At 64.8% G+C, this 16689-nt stretch carries 14 protein-coding genes; 4 read left to right on the forward strand and 10 right to left on the reverse strand.

Annotated features, from left to right (window positions below; translation table 11 throughout):
* The 7 genes from GGR00_RS19545 to tauA form a co-directional block, all read right to left on the reverse strand.
* Window positions 1–557 (reverse strand): putative sulfate exporter family transporter (locus GGR00_RS19545; protein WP_184700646.1); only part of this gene is annotated, 557 nt, incomplete at its 3' end.
* 73 nt (window positions 558–630) lie between these two features.
* Entirely contained in the window at window positions 631–2406 is a 1776-nt protein-coding gene (xsc, locus tag GGR00_RS19550) for a sulfoacetaldehyde acetyltransferase (RefSeq protein ID WP_184700486.1), read from the reverse strand.
* Window positions 2407–2450: 44 nt separating this feature from the next.
* Complete coding sequence (locus GGR00_RS19555; protein ID WP_184700487.1) at window positions 2451–3851, reverse strand: NAD(P)/FAD-dependent oxidoreductase; 1401 nt, start codon at window positions 3849–3851, stop codon at window positions 2451–2453.
* Window positions 3852–3874: 23 nt separating this feature from the next.
* Entirely contained in the window at window positions 3875–4255 is a 381-nt protein-coding gene (locus GGR00_RS19560) for a nuclear transport factor 2 family protein (RefSeq protein WP_184700648.1), read from the reverse strand.
* Between the two features lie 157 nt (window positions 4256–4412).
* Window positions 4413–5240, reverse strand: a complete 828-nt coding sequence (locus GGR00_RS19565; protein ID WP_184700488.1) for an ABC transporter permease subunit — start codon at window positions 5238–5240, stop codon at window positions 4413–4415.
* Window positions 5233–6045 (reverse strand): taurine ABC transporter ATP-binding protein, encoded by an 813-nt coding sequence (locus GGR00_RS19570; protein WP_108610351.1) that lies wholly within the window; start codon window positions 6043–6045, stop codon window positions 5233–5235. The genes GGR00_RS19565 and GGR00_RS19570 overlap by 8 nt, the downstream gene beginning before the upstream one ends.
* 83 nt (window positions 6046–6128) lie before the next feature.
* Window positions 6129–7148, reverse strand: a complete 1020-nt coding sequence (gene tauA, locus GGR00_RS19575) for a taurine ABC transporter substrate-binding protein (RefSeq protein ID WP_184700489.1) — start codon at window positions 7146–7148, stop codon at window positions 6129–6131.
* A gap of 152 nt (window positions 7149–7300) precedes the next feature.
* On the opposite strand from tauA, the gene pdxR reads away from it, so the two are divergent.
* Window positions 7301–8779 carry a MocR-like pyridoxine biosynthesis transcription factor PdxR gene (gene pdxR, locus GGR00_RS19580; protein WP_184700490.1) on the forward strand — a complete coding sequence of 493 codons (1479 nt, stop codon included), beginning with the start codon at window positions 7301–7303 and terminating at the stop codon, window positions 8777–8779.
* 6 nt (window positions 8780–8785) lie between these two features.
* Here pdxR and GGR00_RS19585 read toward each other — a convergent pair whose 3' ends face one another.
* From GGR00_RS19585 to GGR00_RS19595, 3 genes are read right to left on the reverse strand one after another with little or no spacing between them, the layout of a single operon-like run.
* A complete protein-coding gene (locus tag GGR00_RS19585; RefSeq protein ID WP_343065600.1) occupies window positions 8786–9676 on the reverse strand; it encodes a DMT family transporter in 891 nt (296 codons plus the stop codon).
* A gap of 7 nt (window positions 9677–9683) precedes the next feature.
* Entirely contained in the window at window positions 9684–12083 is a 2400-nt protein-coding gene (locus GGR00_RS19590; RefSeq protein ID WP_184700492.1) for a PIG-L family deacetylase, read from the reverse strand.
* Window positions 12084–12113: 30 nt separating this feature from the next.
* Complete coding sequence (locus GGR00_RS19595; protein ID WP_377864214.1) at window positions 12114–13328, reverse strand: ROK family protein; 1215 nt, start codon at window positions 13326–13328, stop codon at window positions 12114–12116.
* Window positions 13329–13626: 298 nt separating this feature from the next.
* Between GGR00_RS19595 and GGR00_RS19600 the strand changes: the two genes are divergently transcribed.
* Genes GGR00_RS19600 through GGR00_RS19610 form a run of 3 tightly spaced genes read left to right on the forward strand, consistent with a single transcriptional unit; the run spans window position 13627 to window position 16688 of the window.
* On the forward strand, window positions 13627–14883 hold the full coding sequence (locus GGR00_RS19600) for a sugar ABC transporter substrate-binding protein (RefSeq protein WP_246441497.1): 1257 nt from the start codon (window positions 13627–13629) through the stop codon (window positions 14881–14883).
* Window positions 14884–14901: 18 nt separating this feature from the next.
* A complete protein-coding gene (locus GGR00_RS19605) occupies window positions 14902–15840 on the forward strand; it encodes an ABC transporter permease subunit (protein WP_184700650.1) in 939 nt (312 codons plus the stop codon).
* Window positions 15837–16688, forward strand: coding sequence for a carbohydrate ABC transporter permease (locus GGR00_RS19610; protein WP_184700495.1), 852 nt, complete (start codon window positions 15837–15839; stop codon window positions 16686–16688). The genes GGR00_RS19605 and GGR00_RS19610 overlap by 4 nt, the downstream gene beginning before the upstream one ends.
* Window position 16689: the final 1 nt, after the last annotated feature.

The following is a 16689-nucleotide window of genomic DNA, read 5'->3' on the forward strand; positions in this document are numbered from 1 at the left end:
ATCGTCTGGGCGATGATCGGATAGGCGATCATCGCCAGCGTCGACAGCACCGTCACCGACAGCACGGTGAAGATCAGGTTGCGCTCGGAAAATTCGTTCTTGGGCAGCACGGCGGCAATGGCCATCGCCGCCGACGCCCCGCAGATGGCGACAGAACCGCTGGTGATGAGGGCAAGGCGCCAGCCGCGGCCGAGCAGCCTGGCAGCGATCAGGCCAAAGACGATGGTCGCGGCGATGGCGGCGACCAGCAGCAAGATGGTGCCGGCGCCGAGGCCGACGAGCAGGTCGACGCTGATGCGCATGCCGAGCAGGGCGACGCCGATCCTGAGCACCTTCTTGGCGCAGACGTCGATGCCGGCGACGCAACGGCCCTCCTCCGACAGGAAGTGGAAGGCGATGCCGAGCAGCAGCGCCATCAGCATGGCCGGGGCACCATAGTGGTCGGACAGGAACTGCGCGGCGATCGCCACGGCACCGGTGACCGCGAGGCCGGGCCACCAGGTCTGGACCACCGAAGGCAGGCCGTTGAAGCGTTGGGTTGCGGCGGCGGTGTTCATCAGTTCATTCCCGGTCATGATGCTAAGGTCCTCGCCCGCCCGGCGAGCCGGGCAGGCGAGGGTCGTCGGCAAGTCAGGCGAGCTGCTGCGGCCGCATGTCGGACCGCTCGATGCCGGCAACCGGCACCGGCTTCTTCATCGCATCGCGGCGGAACGGCTCGCCGAGCTCCTGGTTGAGGATGACCTCGACGAAGGTGGTCACGCCCTTTCCCTGGTCCTCGATCGCCTTGTGAAGGGCCGCCGTCAGCGCCGCCGGCGTGTCGGCAACGACACCCTTCAACCCGCAGCCATCCGCGATCTTGGCGTAGCTGAGGTTGGGGTTGAGCTCGGTGCCGACGAAGTTGTTGTCGTACCAGAGCGTGGTGTTGCGCTTTTCGGCACCCCACTGGTAGTTGCGGAAGATCACCATGGTGATCGCTGGCCAGCCCTCGCGGCCGATGGCACCCATCTCGTTCATCGAGATGCCGAAGGCACCATCGCCGGCGAAGCCGACCACCGGCACGTCGGGACGGCCGATCTTGGCGCCGACGATCGACGGGAAGCCGTAGCCGCAGGGGCCGAACATGCCAGGCGCCAGGTACTTGCGGCCCTGTTCGAAGCTCGGATAGGCGTTGCCGATGGCGCAGTTGTTGCCGATATCGGTGGAGATGATGGCTTCCTTCGGCAGGGCTGCCTGGATCGCGCGCCAGGCCTGGCGCGGCGACATGCGGTCGGCTTCGCGCAGGCGCGCGGTCGCGTTCCACTCGGTGCCGACGTCATCGTCCTCATGGTCCATCGACGACAGCTGCTGCAGCCAGGCCGAGCGGGTCTGGTGGATCGCCGCCTTGCGCTCGTCGCGGCCGGCATTGCCGGCGGACGGGCTCAGCTGCTGGAGGATCTGGCGGGCGACCTGTTTGGCGTCGCCGCAGATGCCGACGGAGACCTTCTTGGTCAGGCCGATGCGGTCGGCATTGATGTCGACCTGGATGATCGCGGCATTCTTCGGCCAGTAGTCAATGCCGTAACCCGGCAAGGTCGAGAACGGGTTGAGGCGGGTGCCGAGCGCCAGCACGACGTCGGCCTTGGCGATCAGCTCCATTGCAGCCTTCGAGCCGTTGTAGCCGAGCGGGCCGGCGGCGAGGCGATGGCTGCCGGGGAATGCGTCGTTGTGTTGGTAGCCGCAGCAGACCGGCGCGTCGAGCCGTTCGGCCAGCGCCATCGAATCCGCGATGGCTTCGCCGATGACGACGCCGGCGCCATTGAGGATGACCGGGAACTTCGCCTCGGACAGAAGCCTGGCCGCCTCTGAGATCGCCTGCTGTCCGCCCGACGGCCGCTCGAGCCGGACGATGCTCGGCAGGTCGACATCGATGACATGGGTCCAGTAGTCGCGCGGGATGTTGATCTGCGCCGGGGCGCAGCCGCGCCAGGCCTTTTCGATGACCCGGTTGAGCACCTCGGGAATGCGCGAGGGATCGCGCACCTCTTCCTGGTAGCAGACCATTTCCTCGAACATCGCCATCTGGTCGACTTCCTGGAAGCCGCCCTGGCCGATGGTCTTGTTCGATGCCTGCGGCGTCACCATCAGCATCGGCGTGTGGTTCCAGTAGGCGGTCTTCATCGCGGTGATGAAGCCGGTCACGCCGGGGCCGTTCTGGCCGATGGCCATCGCCATGGTGCCGGTGGCGCGGCTGAAACCGTCGCACATCATGCCGGCATTGGTCTCATGGGCACAGTCCCAGAACTTGATGCCGGCCTTCGGGAACAGGTCCGACACCGGCATCATGGCCGAGCCGATGATGCCGAACGCATGCTCGATGCCATGCATCTGGAGAACTTTGACGAATGCTTCTTCGGTGGTCATCTTCATTGTTTTGTTCCTTTCAAGTGCGGGTCGGGGGCGGCCTGGGAGGGCTAGAGGATTTCGTCCTTGAGGTAATACCAGCGGTACATTCCCCACTGGCCGAGACGCCTGAACGGCGTCAGCAGGCCGTGGCTCGGCAGCGGCGAGGTGAAGATCGGCAGATCGAGTTCGCCGCCCTTGCCGGCAACCATCTGGGCCATGCGGCGGCCGGCCTGAGCCGAATACATGACGCCGTTGCCGCCATAGCCCATGGCGTAGAACAGCTGCTGCTTGGGGTCGGGACGGAAGATGCGCGGCATCATGTCGTGGCTGACATCGACCCAGCCCCACCAGGAGTAGTCGACCTCGATGCCGCGCAGGACCGGAAATTTGCGGTAAAGCCCTTCGAGCAGGCGGTCGAGGTGCCTTGGGTTGACCGCGTCGCGACCGGTGATGGCGCTGCGGCTGCCGATCTGCACGCGGCCGTCGGGCAGCATGCGGTAGTAGTGGCGCAGCGTGCGGGTGTCGGTCAGCGGGATGCGGGTCTGGAAATTCAGCGTTTCGCGCTCGCTGTCGCTCAGCGGCCGGGTGACGATCGAATTGGACAGGATCGGCATCAGCCTGTGCCGGGTCAGGTCGTGCAGGCCGGGCGACGTGTAGCCTGCCGTGGCGATGCACACAGTGCGGGCGCGGACGATGCCGCCAGGCGTGCGCAGGTGATGGACCCCGTTCTTGAGTTCGCTGCCAAGCACCGGGCTCGACGTGTGCACCTTGGCACCGAGCTTGCGGGCCAGCCTGAGATAGCCGAAGGCGAGCTTTGCGGCGTGGATGCCCATGCCGTCGGGTTCGTACATCGCGCCCTTGGCCTCGGCGTCGCGGACGAAATCGCTGTGGACCTCGTCGCGCCCGATCATGCGGGTCGGATAGCCGAACACCTCGTTCAGCAGACGCGATTCCTTCTCCAGCGACGGCAACACCTTGTCGCGATGGGCGATATAGAGATGGCCGCCATCCTGGGGGTCGCAGTCGATCTCGGGCGAGCGGATCAGGTCGCGAAACAGGTCGAAGGCTTCGGCAATCTCGACATGCATCTTCTTGGCGACATCGACGCCCCAGCGCTCGATCCACTGCGAGCGCTTGAGGCGCCCGGCGGAGATCTGCGCCTGGCCGCCATTGCGGGTCGAACAGCCCCAGGCGACGCCGTTGGCTTCCAGCACCGTCGCCTTGATGCCGTGCTCCCTGGCAAGATGGATGGCGCAAGACAGGCCGGTGTAGCCCGAGCCGATGATCGCGACATCGACGTCCATGTCCTGTGTGACGGGACCGTCGTCTTCCGGCAGCGGGCCGGCGGTCGCGATCCAGTAAGTCGGCGCGTAGTCCTTGCCGTCGCCGGGATTGGCGGCGCGTACAGGATCATAGGCCGGATCGAAGGGCTTCCTTTGAGCCACCGGCCGGGCAAGCTGTTGTTCCATCTCCTCGTCCTCCCTGGCCGTCTTCAGCGCTGTGCCGGAAGCAACGGCCGGTTCTTGCGGAAGGCCTGCTTGCGCACGATCTTGCCGCCGTCGAGCGTGAACAGGTCGCAGCCTTCGGCCTCGACGCGGCTGCCATCGCCGTTGGTGCCCGAGAACGTCCATTCGGAGACGGCACGGTCGCCGTGGACGAAGTGGCCGTGATGGGCCCAGTGCGCGTCGGACATCGCCTTCCAGACACCGCTGAAGGCAGAGGCGATCGCCTCGGTGCCGACGAAGCGGGTGCCATGGACGTCCGGGCCGGCGACGCCGTTGAAGACGCAGTCCTCGGCGAAGAAGCGCATGACGCCATCGATGTCGTGCCGGTTGAAGGCGTCGAACAGGCTGGCAAGGTCGTCGGCGGTGATCGACATGTCGTAGTCCTCTTATCTATACGGCAGCAGCCCTTGGGCATGGCTTCGCCGTTGCCGGACAAGCCGGCAAAACTGGTTTTCGTCTGGTGGTCGTCGTTACTGGGCCGGGATCAGCCGGGCGGCGAAATCGCCGGATGCACGGGCTTTGCCATCAGATCTTGCCCTTCCAGGGGATCAACGCCTTTTCCAGGTAGCGCAGCATGAGGTCGAAGGCAAAGGCGAAGATGCCGATCACGATGATGCCCATGATGACCGTGTCGCTGGCGAGGTACTCGGCGGCATTGAGCACCATGAAGCCAAGTCCGCGGTGGGCGGCGACCATTTCGGCCGCGACAAGCGTCGTCCAGCCGACACCGATGCCGATCCGCATGCCGGTGAAGATCTCGGGCAGGGCAGCCTTGAGGATGACCTGGCTGATGACCTGAGCGCGGGTGGCGCCCATGGCATAGGCGGCATGGATTTGTTCCGTCGACACCGAGCGCACGCCGGCACGGGCGGCGATTGCCATCGGCGCGAAGATCGCGAGGTAGATCAGGAACACCTTGGGAAATTCGCCGATGCCGAGCCAGATGATGATCAGCGGCAGGTAGGCGAGCGGCGGCAGCGGCCGGTAGAATTCGATGATCGGGTCGAACAGGCCGCGCACGGTGCGGTTGACGCCCATCAGGATGCCGACCGGAACGGCCGTCACCAGCGCCAGGAAGAAGGCGCCAAGCACGCGGCCGAGGCTCGCCAGCGTGTGCTGGATAAGCGTCGAATTGGAGACCCCTTCAGTCATGGCGACGACGAACTTGTCCCAGACGGCGAGCGGCGAGGGCAGGAACAGCGGCTTGACCCAGCCCATCTCCGTGACCAGCAGCCAGGCACCGAACAGCACCAGCGCCGTGATCAGGCTGATATGGCCGCTCATGCCGTCGCCGGGCGCGCCGTAGATCTTGCCGGGGCGCACCGACTTAGCTCGGGACAGACGCTCAAGCATGGAGGAGTTCCGGGTTACCGGACTGGCGCTCGTCGCCATAGATGATGCCGAGGATTTGCTCGCGCATGTCGATGAAATCGCGGCTGGATTTGATTGCACGTGCGTTGCCCTCCTCGAGGAAGCGCCGATTGAAATCGAGCTCGTAGGTGTGAGTGATCCGGCCCGGACGCGGCGACATGACGATCAGTCGGGAGCCGAGGAACAGCGCCTCTTCGACGCTGTGGGTGATGAAAAAGAACATCTTGTTGGTGAGCTGCCAGACCTTGAGCAGCAGCTCCTGGATGGTTTCGCGGGTCAGCGCGTCGAGCGCCGCCATCGGCTCGTCCATCAGAAGCATTGCCGGGTCGCAGGTCAGTGCACGGGCGATGCCGACGCGCTGCTGCATGCCGCCCGAGAGGTGGTAGATCATGTGGCGGTGAAAATCCTGCAGTCCGACCAGAGCAAGGTTCTTGGTCGCGAGCTCGCGCCGGGTCGCCTTGTCGACGCCGCGCAGCTTGAGCCCGAATTCGGTGTTGTCGATGACGTTGAGCCAGGGCAGCAAAGCGTGCTTCTGGAAGACGACGCCGCGGTCGGCGCCGGGGCCGACGACCTGCCGCCCGCCGAGCGTGATGTCGCCGTCGGTCGGCGTCATGAAGCCTGCCATCAGGTTGAGCAGGGTGGTCTTGCCGCAGCCCGAGGCACCGAGCGCGACGACGAAATCGCCGCTCTTGACCTCGAGGTTCACGCCCTTGAGCGCAATCACCGCCTGGTCGGTGTAGAGACCTGGATAGGTCAGACTGACATTGCTGACGTTGAGGGTTTCCATCGCGTCGAGCCTTTCGAAGAAAATGCAATCGAGTGGTGGAGAGGGTGCCGCCGGCCAGCATTCGGCCGGCGGCATGTCCAATGCTACTTGGACGCGTCCTTGGCGTAGCTGCTGTTGACGAAGGGCGCGTAATCGTCGAGCGCCTTATCGATCTGCTTCTGTGCGACGAGGAACTTGGCGCTTTCGTTGAGCGCGCGCACCGCACCGCCACCGAGCCAGGTGTCCGAGGCCTGCTCGTCGGCATTCGGGAACGACAGCAGGTTGAGCGCTTCGACCGCACCGGCACCGTCGCCGCCGATCAGCTTGACGATACCCTGGACCTGCGGCGAGTCAGCCGTCCAGGCTGCCTTGTTCTTGTTGTAGTCGGCATAGGCTTCGGCCAGCACCTTGGTGAAGGCAGCCATGAACTTCGGATTTTCCGCAGCCCACTTCTTGTCGGCGACAAGGCCGTCGAAGGTCGGCACCGATGCGGCACCGATGACTTCGGAGTCCGAGATCACCTTGCCGTTCTTGAGCAATTCGGACAAGGCCGGCGGCCAGACATAGGCGGCGTCGATGTCTCCGCGCTGCCAGGCAGCGATGATCTGCGGCGGCTTCATGTTGAGGATGTTGACTTCGCGCGGGTCGACTTTCCAGACCTGCTCGAGGCCGACCAGCAGGTGGAAGTGCGAGGTCGACACGAACGGCACGCCGACATTCTTGCCCTTGAGGTCTTCCGGCTTCTCGATACCCGAACCGGTGCGCACGACGAGCGCTTCCGACTTGCCGATGTTGTCGAGGATCCAGAACAGTTCGAGCTCGACGCCACGAGTGGCGGCGGCGGTGGTGCCGGTGGAGCCGATGACGCCGATCGGAACGTTGCCCGAGGCAAGCGCGGTCGAGATGTCGCCGCCAGAACTGAACTGACGCCAGTCGATCGTGTAGCCGGCCTCCTTGGCGGCGGCGTCGAAACGGCCGTCGGCGATCGCGGTTACGAACGGACCGACGATCTGCTGGTAGCCGACCACGACGGTCGTCTGGGCGTAGGCAAGGCAAGATGTGAAGACACCGGCCGCTACTGTCACGGCGCCGGCCAATTGCTTGAAATGCTTAAAATGTATCATCGTTACCCTCTTTGTTTTGCTACCGGTTGTCCGGGAACTTGCCGGCTTTGGTGCCGGTCTTGGTTCTGGCTATAGGGTTAAATGGAACACTTGATTTGCCTTATATCCAGATTGGAAGTTGAATGACTCCAGATTGAACGTGCGTTGGAACCATGGCGCAAGCGACAATTTCGGAGACGATCTTCTTTCTCGATCGCACCAGTCGGATCGGGCTGCAGGCGCAGATCCGCGAGACCGTGGTCTCGGCGGTGCTGTCAGGCCGGTTGCATCCCGGCGCGCAGCTGCCCTCGACGCGCAAGCTGGCCGACTATCTCAACATCTCGCGCATCACCGTGACGCTGGCCTACCAGGAGCTGGCCTCGCAGGGCTACGTCGAGACGTCGAACCGCAGCGGTTATCGCGTCGCCGGAAATCCGCCGACGAGCGGGCTCGAGGCGGCGGCAGCCGACGTTGGCGCCGACGAGATCGACTGGTCGGCCAAGCTGCGCTCCAGTTTCATCGTCGCCAAGCAGATGCGCAAGCCGTTGGACTGGCGGCGCTATCCCTATCCGTTCCTGTACGGCCAGATGGACCCGTCGCTGTTCGACCTGACGGCCTGGCGCGACTGTGCCCGCCGGGCCCTGGCCAGGGAAGATTTCGAACTCATGGCCGGCGATTTCGCCGCCGCCGACGACGTGCAGTTGGTCAACTACATCTGCTCGCGGACTCTGCCGAGCCGGGGCATCCGCGCCCATCCCGACGAAATCCTTGTGACGGTGGGAGCGCAGAACGCACTCTGGATCGTCACCCAGCTCTTGTTGCGCCAGGGCGCGCACGCCGTCTGCGAAAACCCCTGCCATCCCGACATGAGCGCATCGCTGCGGCTGAGCGGGGCCGAGGTGTCGGCCATCGACGTCGACAAGGAGGGCCTGCCGCCAGCGGCGCTGCCATCACATGTCGACGCCGTCTTCGTCACGCCCAGCCACCATTCGCCGACCGGCGCCACCATGCCCGTCGAGCGCCGCGCCGCATTGCTGGCCGCTGCCGCTTCCGAGGACTTCATCATTGTCGAGGACGACTACGAGTTCGAGATGAGCTTCCTGGCGCCGCCATCGCCGGCGCTGAAGTCGTTCGACCGCAGCGGCCGGGTCTTCTACATCGGCAGCTTTTCCAAGTCGCTGTTTCCCGGGCTGCGGCTGGGCTACCTCGTCGCCCCGGCGCCGGTCATCCGCGAGGCACGAGCGCTGAGGGCGCTGATGCTGCGCCATCCGCCGGGACACCTGCAACGTACGGCCGCCTACTTCCTGGCGCTCGGCCATCATGACGCCGTGCTGCACCGCATGCGTGCCGAATACCACAAGCGCCACATCGTCATGGCCGAAGCGTTGCAGCGCGAGGGCTTCATCATCGCCGGCTCATCCGCCTTCGGCGGAACGTCGTTCTGGATAGAGGGACCCGAGGGACTGGACGCCGACCTTTTGATGAAGGAACTCAGGCAGGATGGCGTGCTGATCGAATCAGGCTCGCCGTTCTTCCCGGCCGACGACGGGCCCTGCCGTTTCTTCCGCATGGGCTATTCGTCGATCCCGCGCAGCCGCATCATCGAGGGCGTGGCCCGAACCGCCGCCCGCGTGAAGCGCATGCTGGCATGAACGGGCTCAGCCCTTGCGCCGGCTGTTGCGCCGTTCGAGATAGGCTGTCGTCTGCAATGCAGCGAGGACGACAGCTGCACCAATGACGATCCGGATATCGGGTACTTCGCCAAAGAAGATGTAACCGGCGGCAGTCGTGACGATGATCGACAGGTAGCCGATCGGCGCGAGTACGCTGGCGTCGGCGAGGCGATAGGCGCGCAGGAAGCAATATTGCCCGGCCTGCGCCAAGAGCCCGATGCCGAGCAGCGGAATCCAGTCGAATGCCTTGACCGGCTGCCAGACGAAGATCGCCGGTCCAGCGGTGATGACGGCGAGGCCGACTGTATAGAACACCATCATCACGGTGGTGTTTTCGTCACGCAATGCGCGCGTCTGAATGATCGCAAGCGAGCCAAACACTACGGTGCCGAAGACAGCGAGCAGGCCGAAATTCCATTCAACGCCGCCAGGCGCCATCATCACCAGGACCCCGGCAAAGGCGAAGACCGCACCGACCCAGCGCAGCCGTGACACCGTCTCGCCGAGAAAGGCGACCGCCATCGCCATGGTGATCAGCGGCCGCGAAAAGCTCAGCGCGTTGACCACCGCCAGAGGCAGCAGCGTGTAGGCCATGAACTGGGTCGTCAACGCGATCGCGTTGCAGCTGACCCGCGAGACGTTCTGCCAGGGATGCTTGGTGTGGCGGATGTGGTGACGGTGCCGCCAGATCAGGGGCAGGATGAAAACCAGGCCGATCATCGCCCGGATGAAGACGAGCTGGAATGCCGGATAGACAAGCCCCTGCGCCTTGACGAGCGCCGTCATGCCGCCGGCAACCAGCAGCATGTCGGCGAGCACCCAGGCCACGCCCTCGCGGTTGGCCTTGTGCCGCTCCTCCCCCGCCTGGGGCGGCACGTCGGCGTCAGGCTGGCTGGACAAGATTTGCCATCAGGCGGAACGCTCCAGGTACAAGCTTGTCGAGTTGGTGGTGCAGGACGAGGCTGGTGTGGGTGTGACGTCCCTTGCCGATCTGCGCCGAGACAAGCGCACCCATCAGCGGCTGCTCGTTGACGTCGTGCATGGACAGCAGCGGCTGATAGGCCTCGTCCCAGCGGGCCACGAAATAGAGGCCGCGCTCCTTGTTCCAGCCGGACCAGTCCTGCGGGCCGATGAGATTCGGTCCGTTGAGCAGGACGTGGTCCGGCACCAGCACCGTAACCTCGGCATTCGGATCCGTTACGCGCCAGCGTAAAGACGGCGAGCCGACCTCGAGTTTCCTCGGCGGCGTCGCTAGTGGATCCCAACCGTCGGTCGGGCGGTGGTAGAGGGTGACAAGGTGGCCGCCGGCGTCGACGAAGCGGTGCAGCTTCTCGGTTGCGGCGGCCAAATCCTTGCGGAAGCCGAAGGCAAAAATGCCAACGACGATGGTTGTGTATTGCGAGAGGTCGCCGGCAAGCGCCTTGGCATCGAGTTCAGTGACATCGAGCCCGATGCGCGCAAGCCACAGGGCAACGCGGTCGGCGCCGGCGCCGACATAGCCCACTCGGGCGCCTTGCGGCAGCCTGAGGTCGAGGGCCAAGATACGCAGCGCCTCCGGCTGGCGGTGGGTGACGCGGCCGATATGCGGATAGGCGATCGGGGTCAGCCTCAGGGCCGGCCTGCCGCCGACGAGCGGGGTGATGGTGCTGAGCCCGGGCACCAACTGGTCCGGCGCGCGGATGGCCTGGCCGCCCTGTGCCAGCGACCAGCCGCCATCCATGGTGAACGACACGGGCGTGCCCTTGCCGACAACGGTCGGAGAGATCGGCCATTCGGACCTGCTCCCGTCGAGCGGCGCGATGATGGCTTCGGGTTCCATGATGACGGAACTCGCCGGCATCACGGCAAACGGCTCTTCGAGGTCGAACGTGGCACGAGCGACGTAGCCGTCGAAGCTGGCCGAAATGACGACATGCGCCTCGCCATTGCCACCGAGCGCCGACCATGCCGGCGGATAGAGCTTGGAGTAGGCTGCCTCGGCAGCAGCCGAAACCTCGAAGCTGCGGCGGCTTCCCGTGCCGGCGGCGGGCCTGGCGCTGACAGAGCCAGGCAATGCCGGATCGATGGCGACGGAACGGGCGTCGCTGCCCGGCGCGAGATCGACGGTCAGCGTTGCGGTTTCAGCCGGAGACAGGACCGAGGGCACAAGCACGGCCCGATCGAAGATGCCGGCCGCCTCTATCAGAGCTGTATCGATTTCTCGCGACTTGCGGTCGAGGCGGTGACGGTGAAGCTCGAGGAAAGCCGGCGAAGCACTGGCGCGGGCAGCCGCTAGCTGCCGGGCGGCCTCGGTGAGGGCCTCGATGATCGCATCCGCATCGGGGAAGGCAGAGATCACCTTTTCGATGGCCGAACCCGCCGCCTTCAATGCCTGTGCGGCCTCATAGGAAAGATCCCTCGACGCTGCGAGATCGGCGAAGGTCACCGGCAGACCGTCGAGTACCGACGTTTCGGCCTGTGCTCCATTCGCGGCGATCAGCAGGTGCAGCGGCCAGCGCGTGTCGGCACGCTCGGGCCAATGGCCCATGCCCTGGGACGCGTGATAGTAGCGCGACCATTCGCCGATACGGTCGTATTCGGCACCGGTGGCCGGTTCGCGGCCAGATGCGTCGACGGTGACGGTCGCATCGGGCGGTGGCACTTCGTCGTCATAGGTGTCGCCACCGCCGGACCACGCCGGCAAGTAATATTTCGCCACCTGCCAAGGGCTCATGCCTTCGGCAAGATGCTCCGGAAACGCCTTCGGATCGGCTGCGAGCCTGATCGCTGCCTCGGCGGCGCGCGTCATAGCGCGGTGATGACCATGCTGGCCGGGGACGTCGAGGAAGGTCGGGATGACAATGTCGGGCCGCTCGCTGCGGTAGGCCCGCACCAGCCGCTCGACCGTCCGCGTCTCGCCCCAGCGGGCAAAGGTCTGGTCGCCGTCCTTGGAGAACCCGAAGTCGTGGACGGCATCGTCCGGCCCGTGGCCGAGCCAATGGACATCCGCGTCGAGCGCGCGGGCAGCCTCCTCCATCTCGCGCGTGCGCATCATGCCGAGCACGCCGAGCCGCTCCGGCCCGAGCGAATTCTGGCCGCCTTCGCCGCGAGTCGAGCAGGCGACGATGACGCGCATGCCGAGGCCGAGGCGGAACCAGGCGAGCAGCCCACTCTGCTCGTCGTCCGGATGCGCGCCGGTGTTCATCATCGTAACGGTGGAATTCAGCCGGCTGAGCGCGCGGTGAAGCCTGAGCAGCGACGGGCTGGATTTCTGTCTTTCGATACGTTCGCGGGCGCTCAGCATTCAGGTCCTCCGGTATTTCAGCAGGTCGGGCTATTCGACGGGTCGCGTGGCGGCTGTTTCCAGCTTCGGCGTGACCACCTCGAACAGCGGCAGGGCAGCGGCCCCCAGCGCCGCCGTGTATTGCCCGGTCTGGCCACGCAAGACGCGGGGCAGGGCCCGCCTGCTGCGGCTCGCCACCGAGATCGGCAGCTGCCCCATCCGCGCGATCAGCTCGTCGATGATCGCGTCGGGCAGCATGCCGCCGAGGATCACCGTTTCGGGGTCGAGGATGTTCTCGATCATGGCGATCATCGGCGCGAGATAGGTCGCCGCCTCGTCCAGCCATTCCAGCAGCACCGGATGGCGTTCGGCATGGAGCCGGGCGAGATCGGCGAAGTCGCAATCGGGGACGGCAGCATCGCAAAGCAGCTCGCGCAGCGCATGGACCGAGGCATAGCGTTCGAGGCAGCCATGCTGGCCGCAGGGGCAGGCCCTGCCGCGGGGTGCGACCACGACATGGCCGATTTCGCCGGCATTGCCGAAGGCGCCCCGGAACGGCGCGCCGTCATGAACCATGCCCAGGCCGAGGCCAGCACCGAAATAGATCATGCCGAAGCTGGAAATCGAGTGCCCGGCGCCGAACAGCCGCTCGCCGACTGCTGCGGCGTTGGCGTCGTTTTCAACCGTCACCGGTTCGCCGCAGGCTTCGGTGAGCAGGTTCGCGGCGTCGATGTTCGCCCAGCCCGGCAAGGTCGTCGGGCCCACAGAGGTCATGCCCTCGATCTCGAATGGCCCGGGCATCACGACGCCAATGCCGAGCAGCGGCGACTTGAACGCGGCACGCACCGTCTCGAGCTCGGCACGGATATGCGCGATGACCTGCTGCGGGCTGGTGTCGCGGACGGGCATGATGCGCTTGGACCGCGGCTGGCCCGAGAGATCGAGCACGGTCGACACCATGTGGTCCGAGGCCATCTCGATGCCCATGGTCATGGCGCCGTCGGGATTGACGGCGAACTGGATCGGCGGCTGGCCGCGGCCGGAGCGCAGGCGGCCGGTCTCCATCAACAGGTTTTCGCCGACCAGTTCGTCGACGATGTTGGCGATCGCCTGCGCCGTCAGATGCGTCAGCCTGGCGATGTGCATGCGTCCCAGCGAACCATGACGGCGGACGACGTCCAGCACGACGCGGCGATTGTGATCGCGGCTCCGCTCGGGATTCTTGCCCAATGTGACCTGATGTGTGCTGCCTGGCTGAAACGCCATTTCGCTCATCCTGACCTGTTTCGCAAAATTGATAACGTGGAAGCGTGGGCCCGGGCAACAGATTAATTCAAGTAAATTATCTTATTGACAAAAGGGCGGGGGCAGAAGAGCGTATAGGGTGGCGGGCGGCGTGAAACCGCAGCTCATGGCACTGGCTTGCAGGACGTCGCCCGTCCCTGGACAGGCGCCATGGATCAGGAGAATGGTCCGGACTTCGGTTGCGTGCGAGGTTACGGTCCCAGGGGATAATCACGACCCTCAGTCCGGAGCTCACCGGCGGGTCCAGATGGAGGTTTACATGCGCAAAGCAACTTTGTTCGCCGGGCTTATTGCCGGGTTCAGCACGCTGGCTCTCAACGCGGCCCAGGCTGTCGAGATCGAGTACTGGCAGTATGTGTTCGACACCCGCGTCAAGGCGATGGACCAACTGATCGAGAATTTCGAGAAGGCCAATCCCGACATCACCGTCAAGCAGACGACCTTCCCCTACGCCGACTACCAGACGCGCGTGATCGCAGCGAAGATGGGCGGCCAAGGCCCCGACGTGATGCAGCTGTTCTACGGCTGGCTCGACAAGTTCGTTGCCGGCGGCCTGCTGCAGCCGCTGCCGACCGACGCTTTCCCGCACGACAAGATCGAGGCCGACTTCTTCCCGATCGTCAGCGCCATGAAGCGCGGCGACGATTATTACGGCCTGCCGACGGCGGTTCGCTCGCTGGCGCTGTTCTACAACAAGAAGCTGTTCACCGAGGCGGGTCTCGACCCGGCAAACCCGCCCAAGACGCTGGACGAGTTCGTCGCGGCAGCCGAGAAGACGACCAAGCGCGACGCCAGCGGCAACCTGATCGTCGCCGGCTCGACCCTCGACATGGGCGGCCAGGACCACCAGTGGTGGCGTGAAGTGCTGGTTCGCCAGTTCGGCGGCGAGCCCTACACCGACAACGACCGCAAGGTGGCCTACAACACCGAGGCCGGCGAAAAGGCGCTGAAGTTCTACACCGATCTGCAGCTCGAAAAGAAGATCGGCCAGGCCGGCTTCATGGACGAGGGCCAGGCGGCGTTCCGCGCCGGCATGGCGGCGATGACCATCGACGGCACCTTCCGCCTCGGCGCATTCAAGTCGATCGAAGGCTTCGAGTGGGGCGTCACCGAGCTGCCGGCGAATGCCGATGGCGTGCGCTCGAACTACGCCAGCTACTTCGCCAACGGCATCAGCGCGACCACCAGCGGCGAGAAGCTCGAGGCCTCGAAGAAGTTCCTGACCTACATCTCCTCGCCCGAAGCCATGGACGTCTGGCTGAAGACGGTCGGCGAACTGCCGGCGCGCCGCGCCGCCGCAATGACCGACGCGAACCTTGCGGACCCGATCTATGGTCCGTTCCTCAAGGGCCTCGAATATGCCCGCACCACGATGTTCGTGGACGAGGCTGCGCAGCGCCAGAACACCATCGACATGGCCAACCGCATTCTGCTCGAAGGCCAGTCGGTGAAGGATTCGCTGGCGCAGGGCGCGGCTGCCGAGCAGGCGATCATCGACGCTGCGGCTCCCAAGTAAGGCAAAGGCTTGATGTCTGTGACAGCGGATCGACAGGGGGCGGCGGCAAGCCGCCCCGACGGGACCTTCTGGAACCGTCGTTCCATGCGGACGAAGCGGCTGGTCTGGGTGTGGAGCTTCCTCGCCCTGCCCATCCTGTTCTATTCGGTGATCCGCTTCTACCCGACAATCGAGGCCTTCTGGCTCTCATTGACGAACTGGGACCTGCTCAAGCCGCCACAGTTCATCGGCTTTGCCAACTACGAGAAACTGTTCGCCGATCCGCAGTTCTGGAAGGTGTTCAAGAACACCTTCGCCTACCTGCTCGTCGGCACGCCGATCAGCCTGCTTTTGTCGTTCGTGATTGCCTATCACCTCGACCGCGTGCGCTTCATGCACGGGCTGATCCGCGGGCTCTATTTCCTGCCCTACCTGACCACGGCGGCCGCCATGGCCTGGGTGTGGCGCTGGTTCTACCAGCCGGCACCTATCGGCGTGATCAACAACGCGCTCGGCACAATCGGCATTCCGCAGCAGCCCTTCATTCGCTCGGTCGACCAGGCCCTGCCGTCGATCATGGTGACCGCGATCTGGGCCGGCCTCGGCTTCCAGATCATCATCTTCATGGCCGGCCTGCGCTCGATCCCCAACACCTTCTATGAAGCCGCACGCATCGATGGGCTCGGCGAATGGGCAATCCTGCGCAAGATCACGCTGCCGCTGCTCAAGCCGACCACCGTGTTCCTCGTCGTGTTCTCGTCGATCGGCTTCCTGCGCATCTTCGACCAGGTCTACAACATGACGACCAACGACCCGGGCGGCCCGCTTGGTTCGACCAAGCCGCTGGTACTGATGATCTACCAGACGGCATTTTCTTCCTACGCGATGGGATATGCGGCGGCGCAGACGGTGGTCCTGTTCACCATCCTGCTGTGTGTATCGCTGCTGCAGCTGTGGATCCTGAGGGAAAAGAAATGAGCGCCGTTACCCAGTCCCCGGCGCTGTCCCACGCCAATCTCCGCCCCGGCCGCATCGTCGCGTGGACGCTTCTGTTCATCGGCGGCCTGATCATGGTCACTCCGCTGGCCTTCATGTTCTCGACGTCGCTGAAGACGGCGGGGCAGGTCTATGACCTCAAGCTCATCCCCTCGGCGCCGACGCTGCAGAATTACATCGCCATCCTGGCCGATGGGCGCTTCATGCGCTGGTTCATGAACTCGATGGTCGTCGCGGTCGCGGTGACCGTCTCCAACGTCTTCTTCGACAGCCTCGTCGGCTACACGCTGGCCAAGTTCGAATTCCGCGGCCGCTACTTCATATTCCTCGCCATCCTGTCGACGCTGATGATCCCGACCGAGATGCTGGTCATCCCGTGGTACCTGATGTCGAGCAAGCTCGGCTGGCTCGACAGCTATTGGGGCATCATGTTCCCCGGCATGATGACCGCCTTCGGCACATTCTTGATGAAGCAGTTCTTCGAGGGCGTGCCCAACGACTTCCTCGAAGCCGCGCGCGTCGACGGGCTGAACGAGTTCCAGATCTGGTGGAAGGTGGCGATGCCGCTGGTGACGCCGGCGCTATCTGCGCTCGCCATCTTCACCTTCCTCGGCAACTGGACGGCCTTCTTCTGGCCGCTGATCGTGACCACCAGCCGCGAGCTCTACACGCTGCCGGTCGGGCTATCGAGCTTCGCCGTCGAACAATCCATCCAGTGGGAAATGATCATGACGGGTGCTGCCATCGCCACCCTGCCGACACTGATCGTCTTCATCGTGCTCCAGCGCTATATCGTCCGCGGCGTCATGCTCGCCGGGCTCAAGGGATAAG

This window comes from Aminobacter aganoensis, assembly GCF_014206975.1.
GTDB classification, from domain to species: Bacteria; Pseudomonadota; Alphaproteobacteria; order Rhizobiales; family Rhizobiaceae; genus Aminobacter; species Aminobacter aganoensis.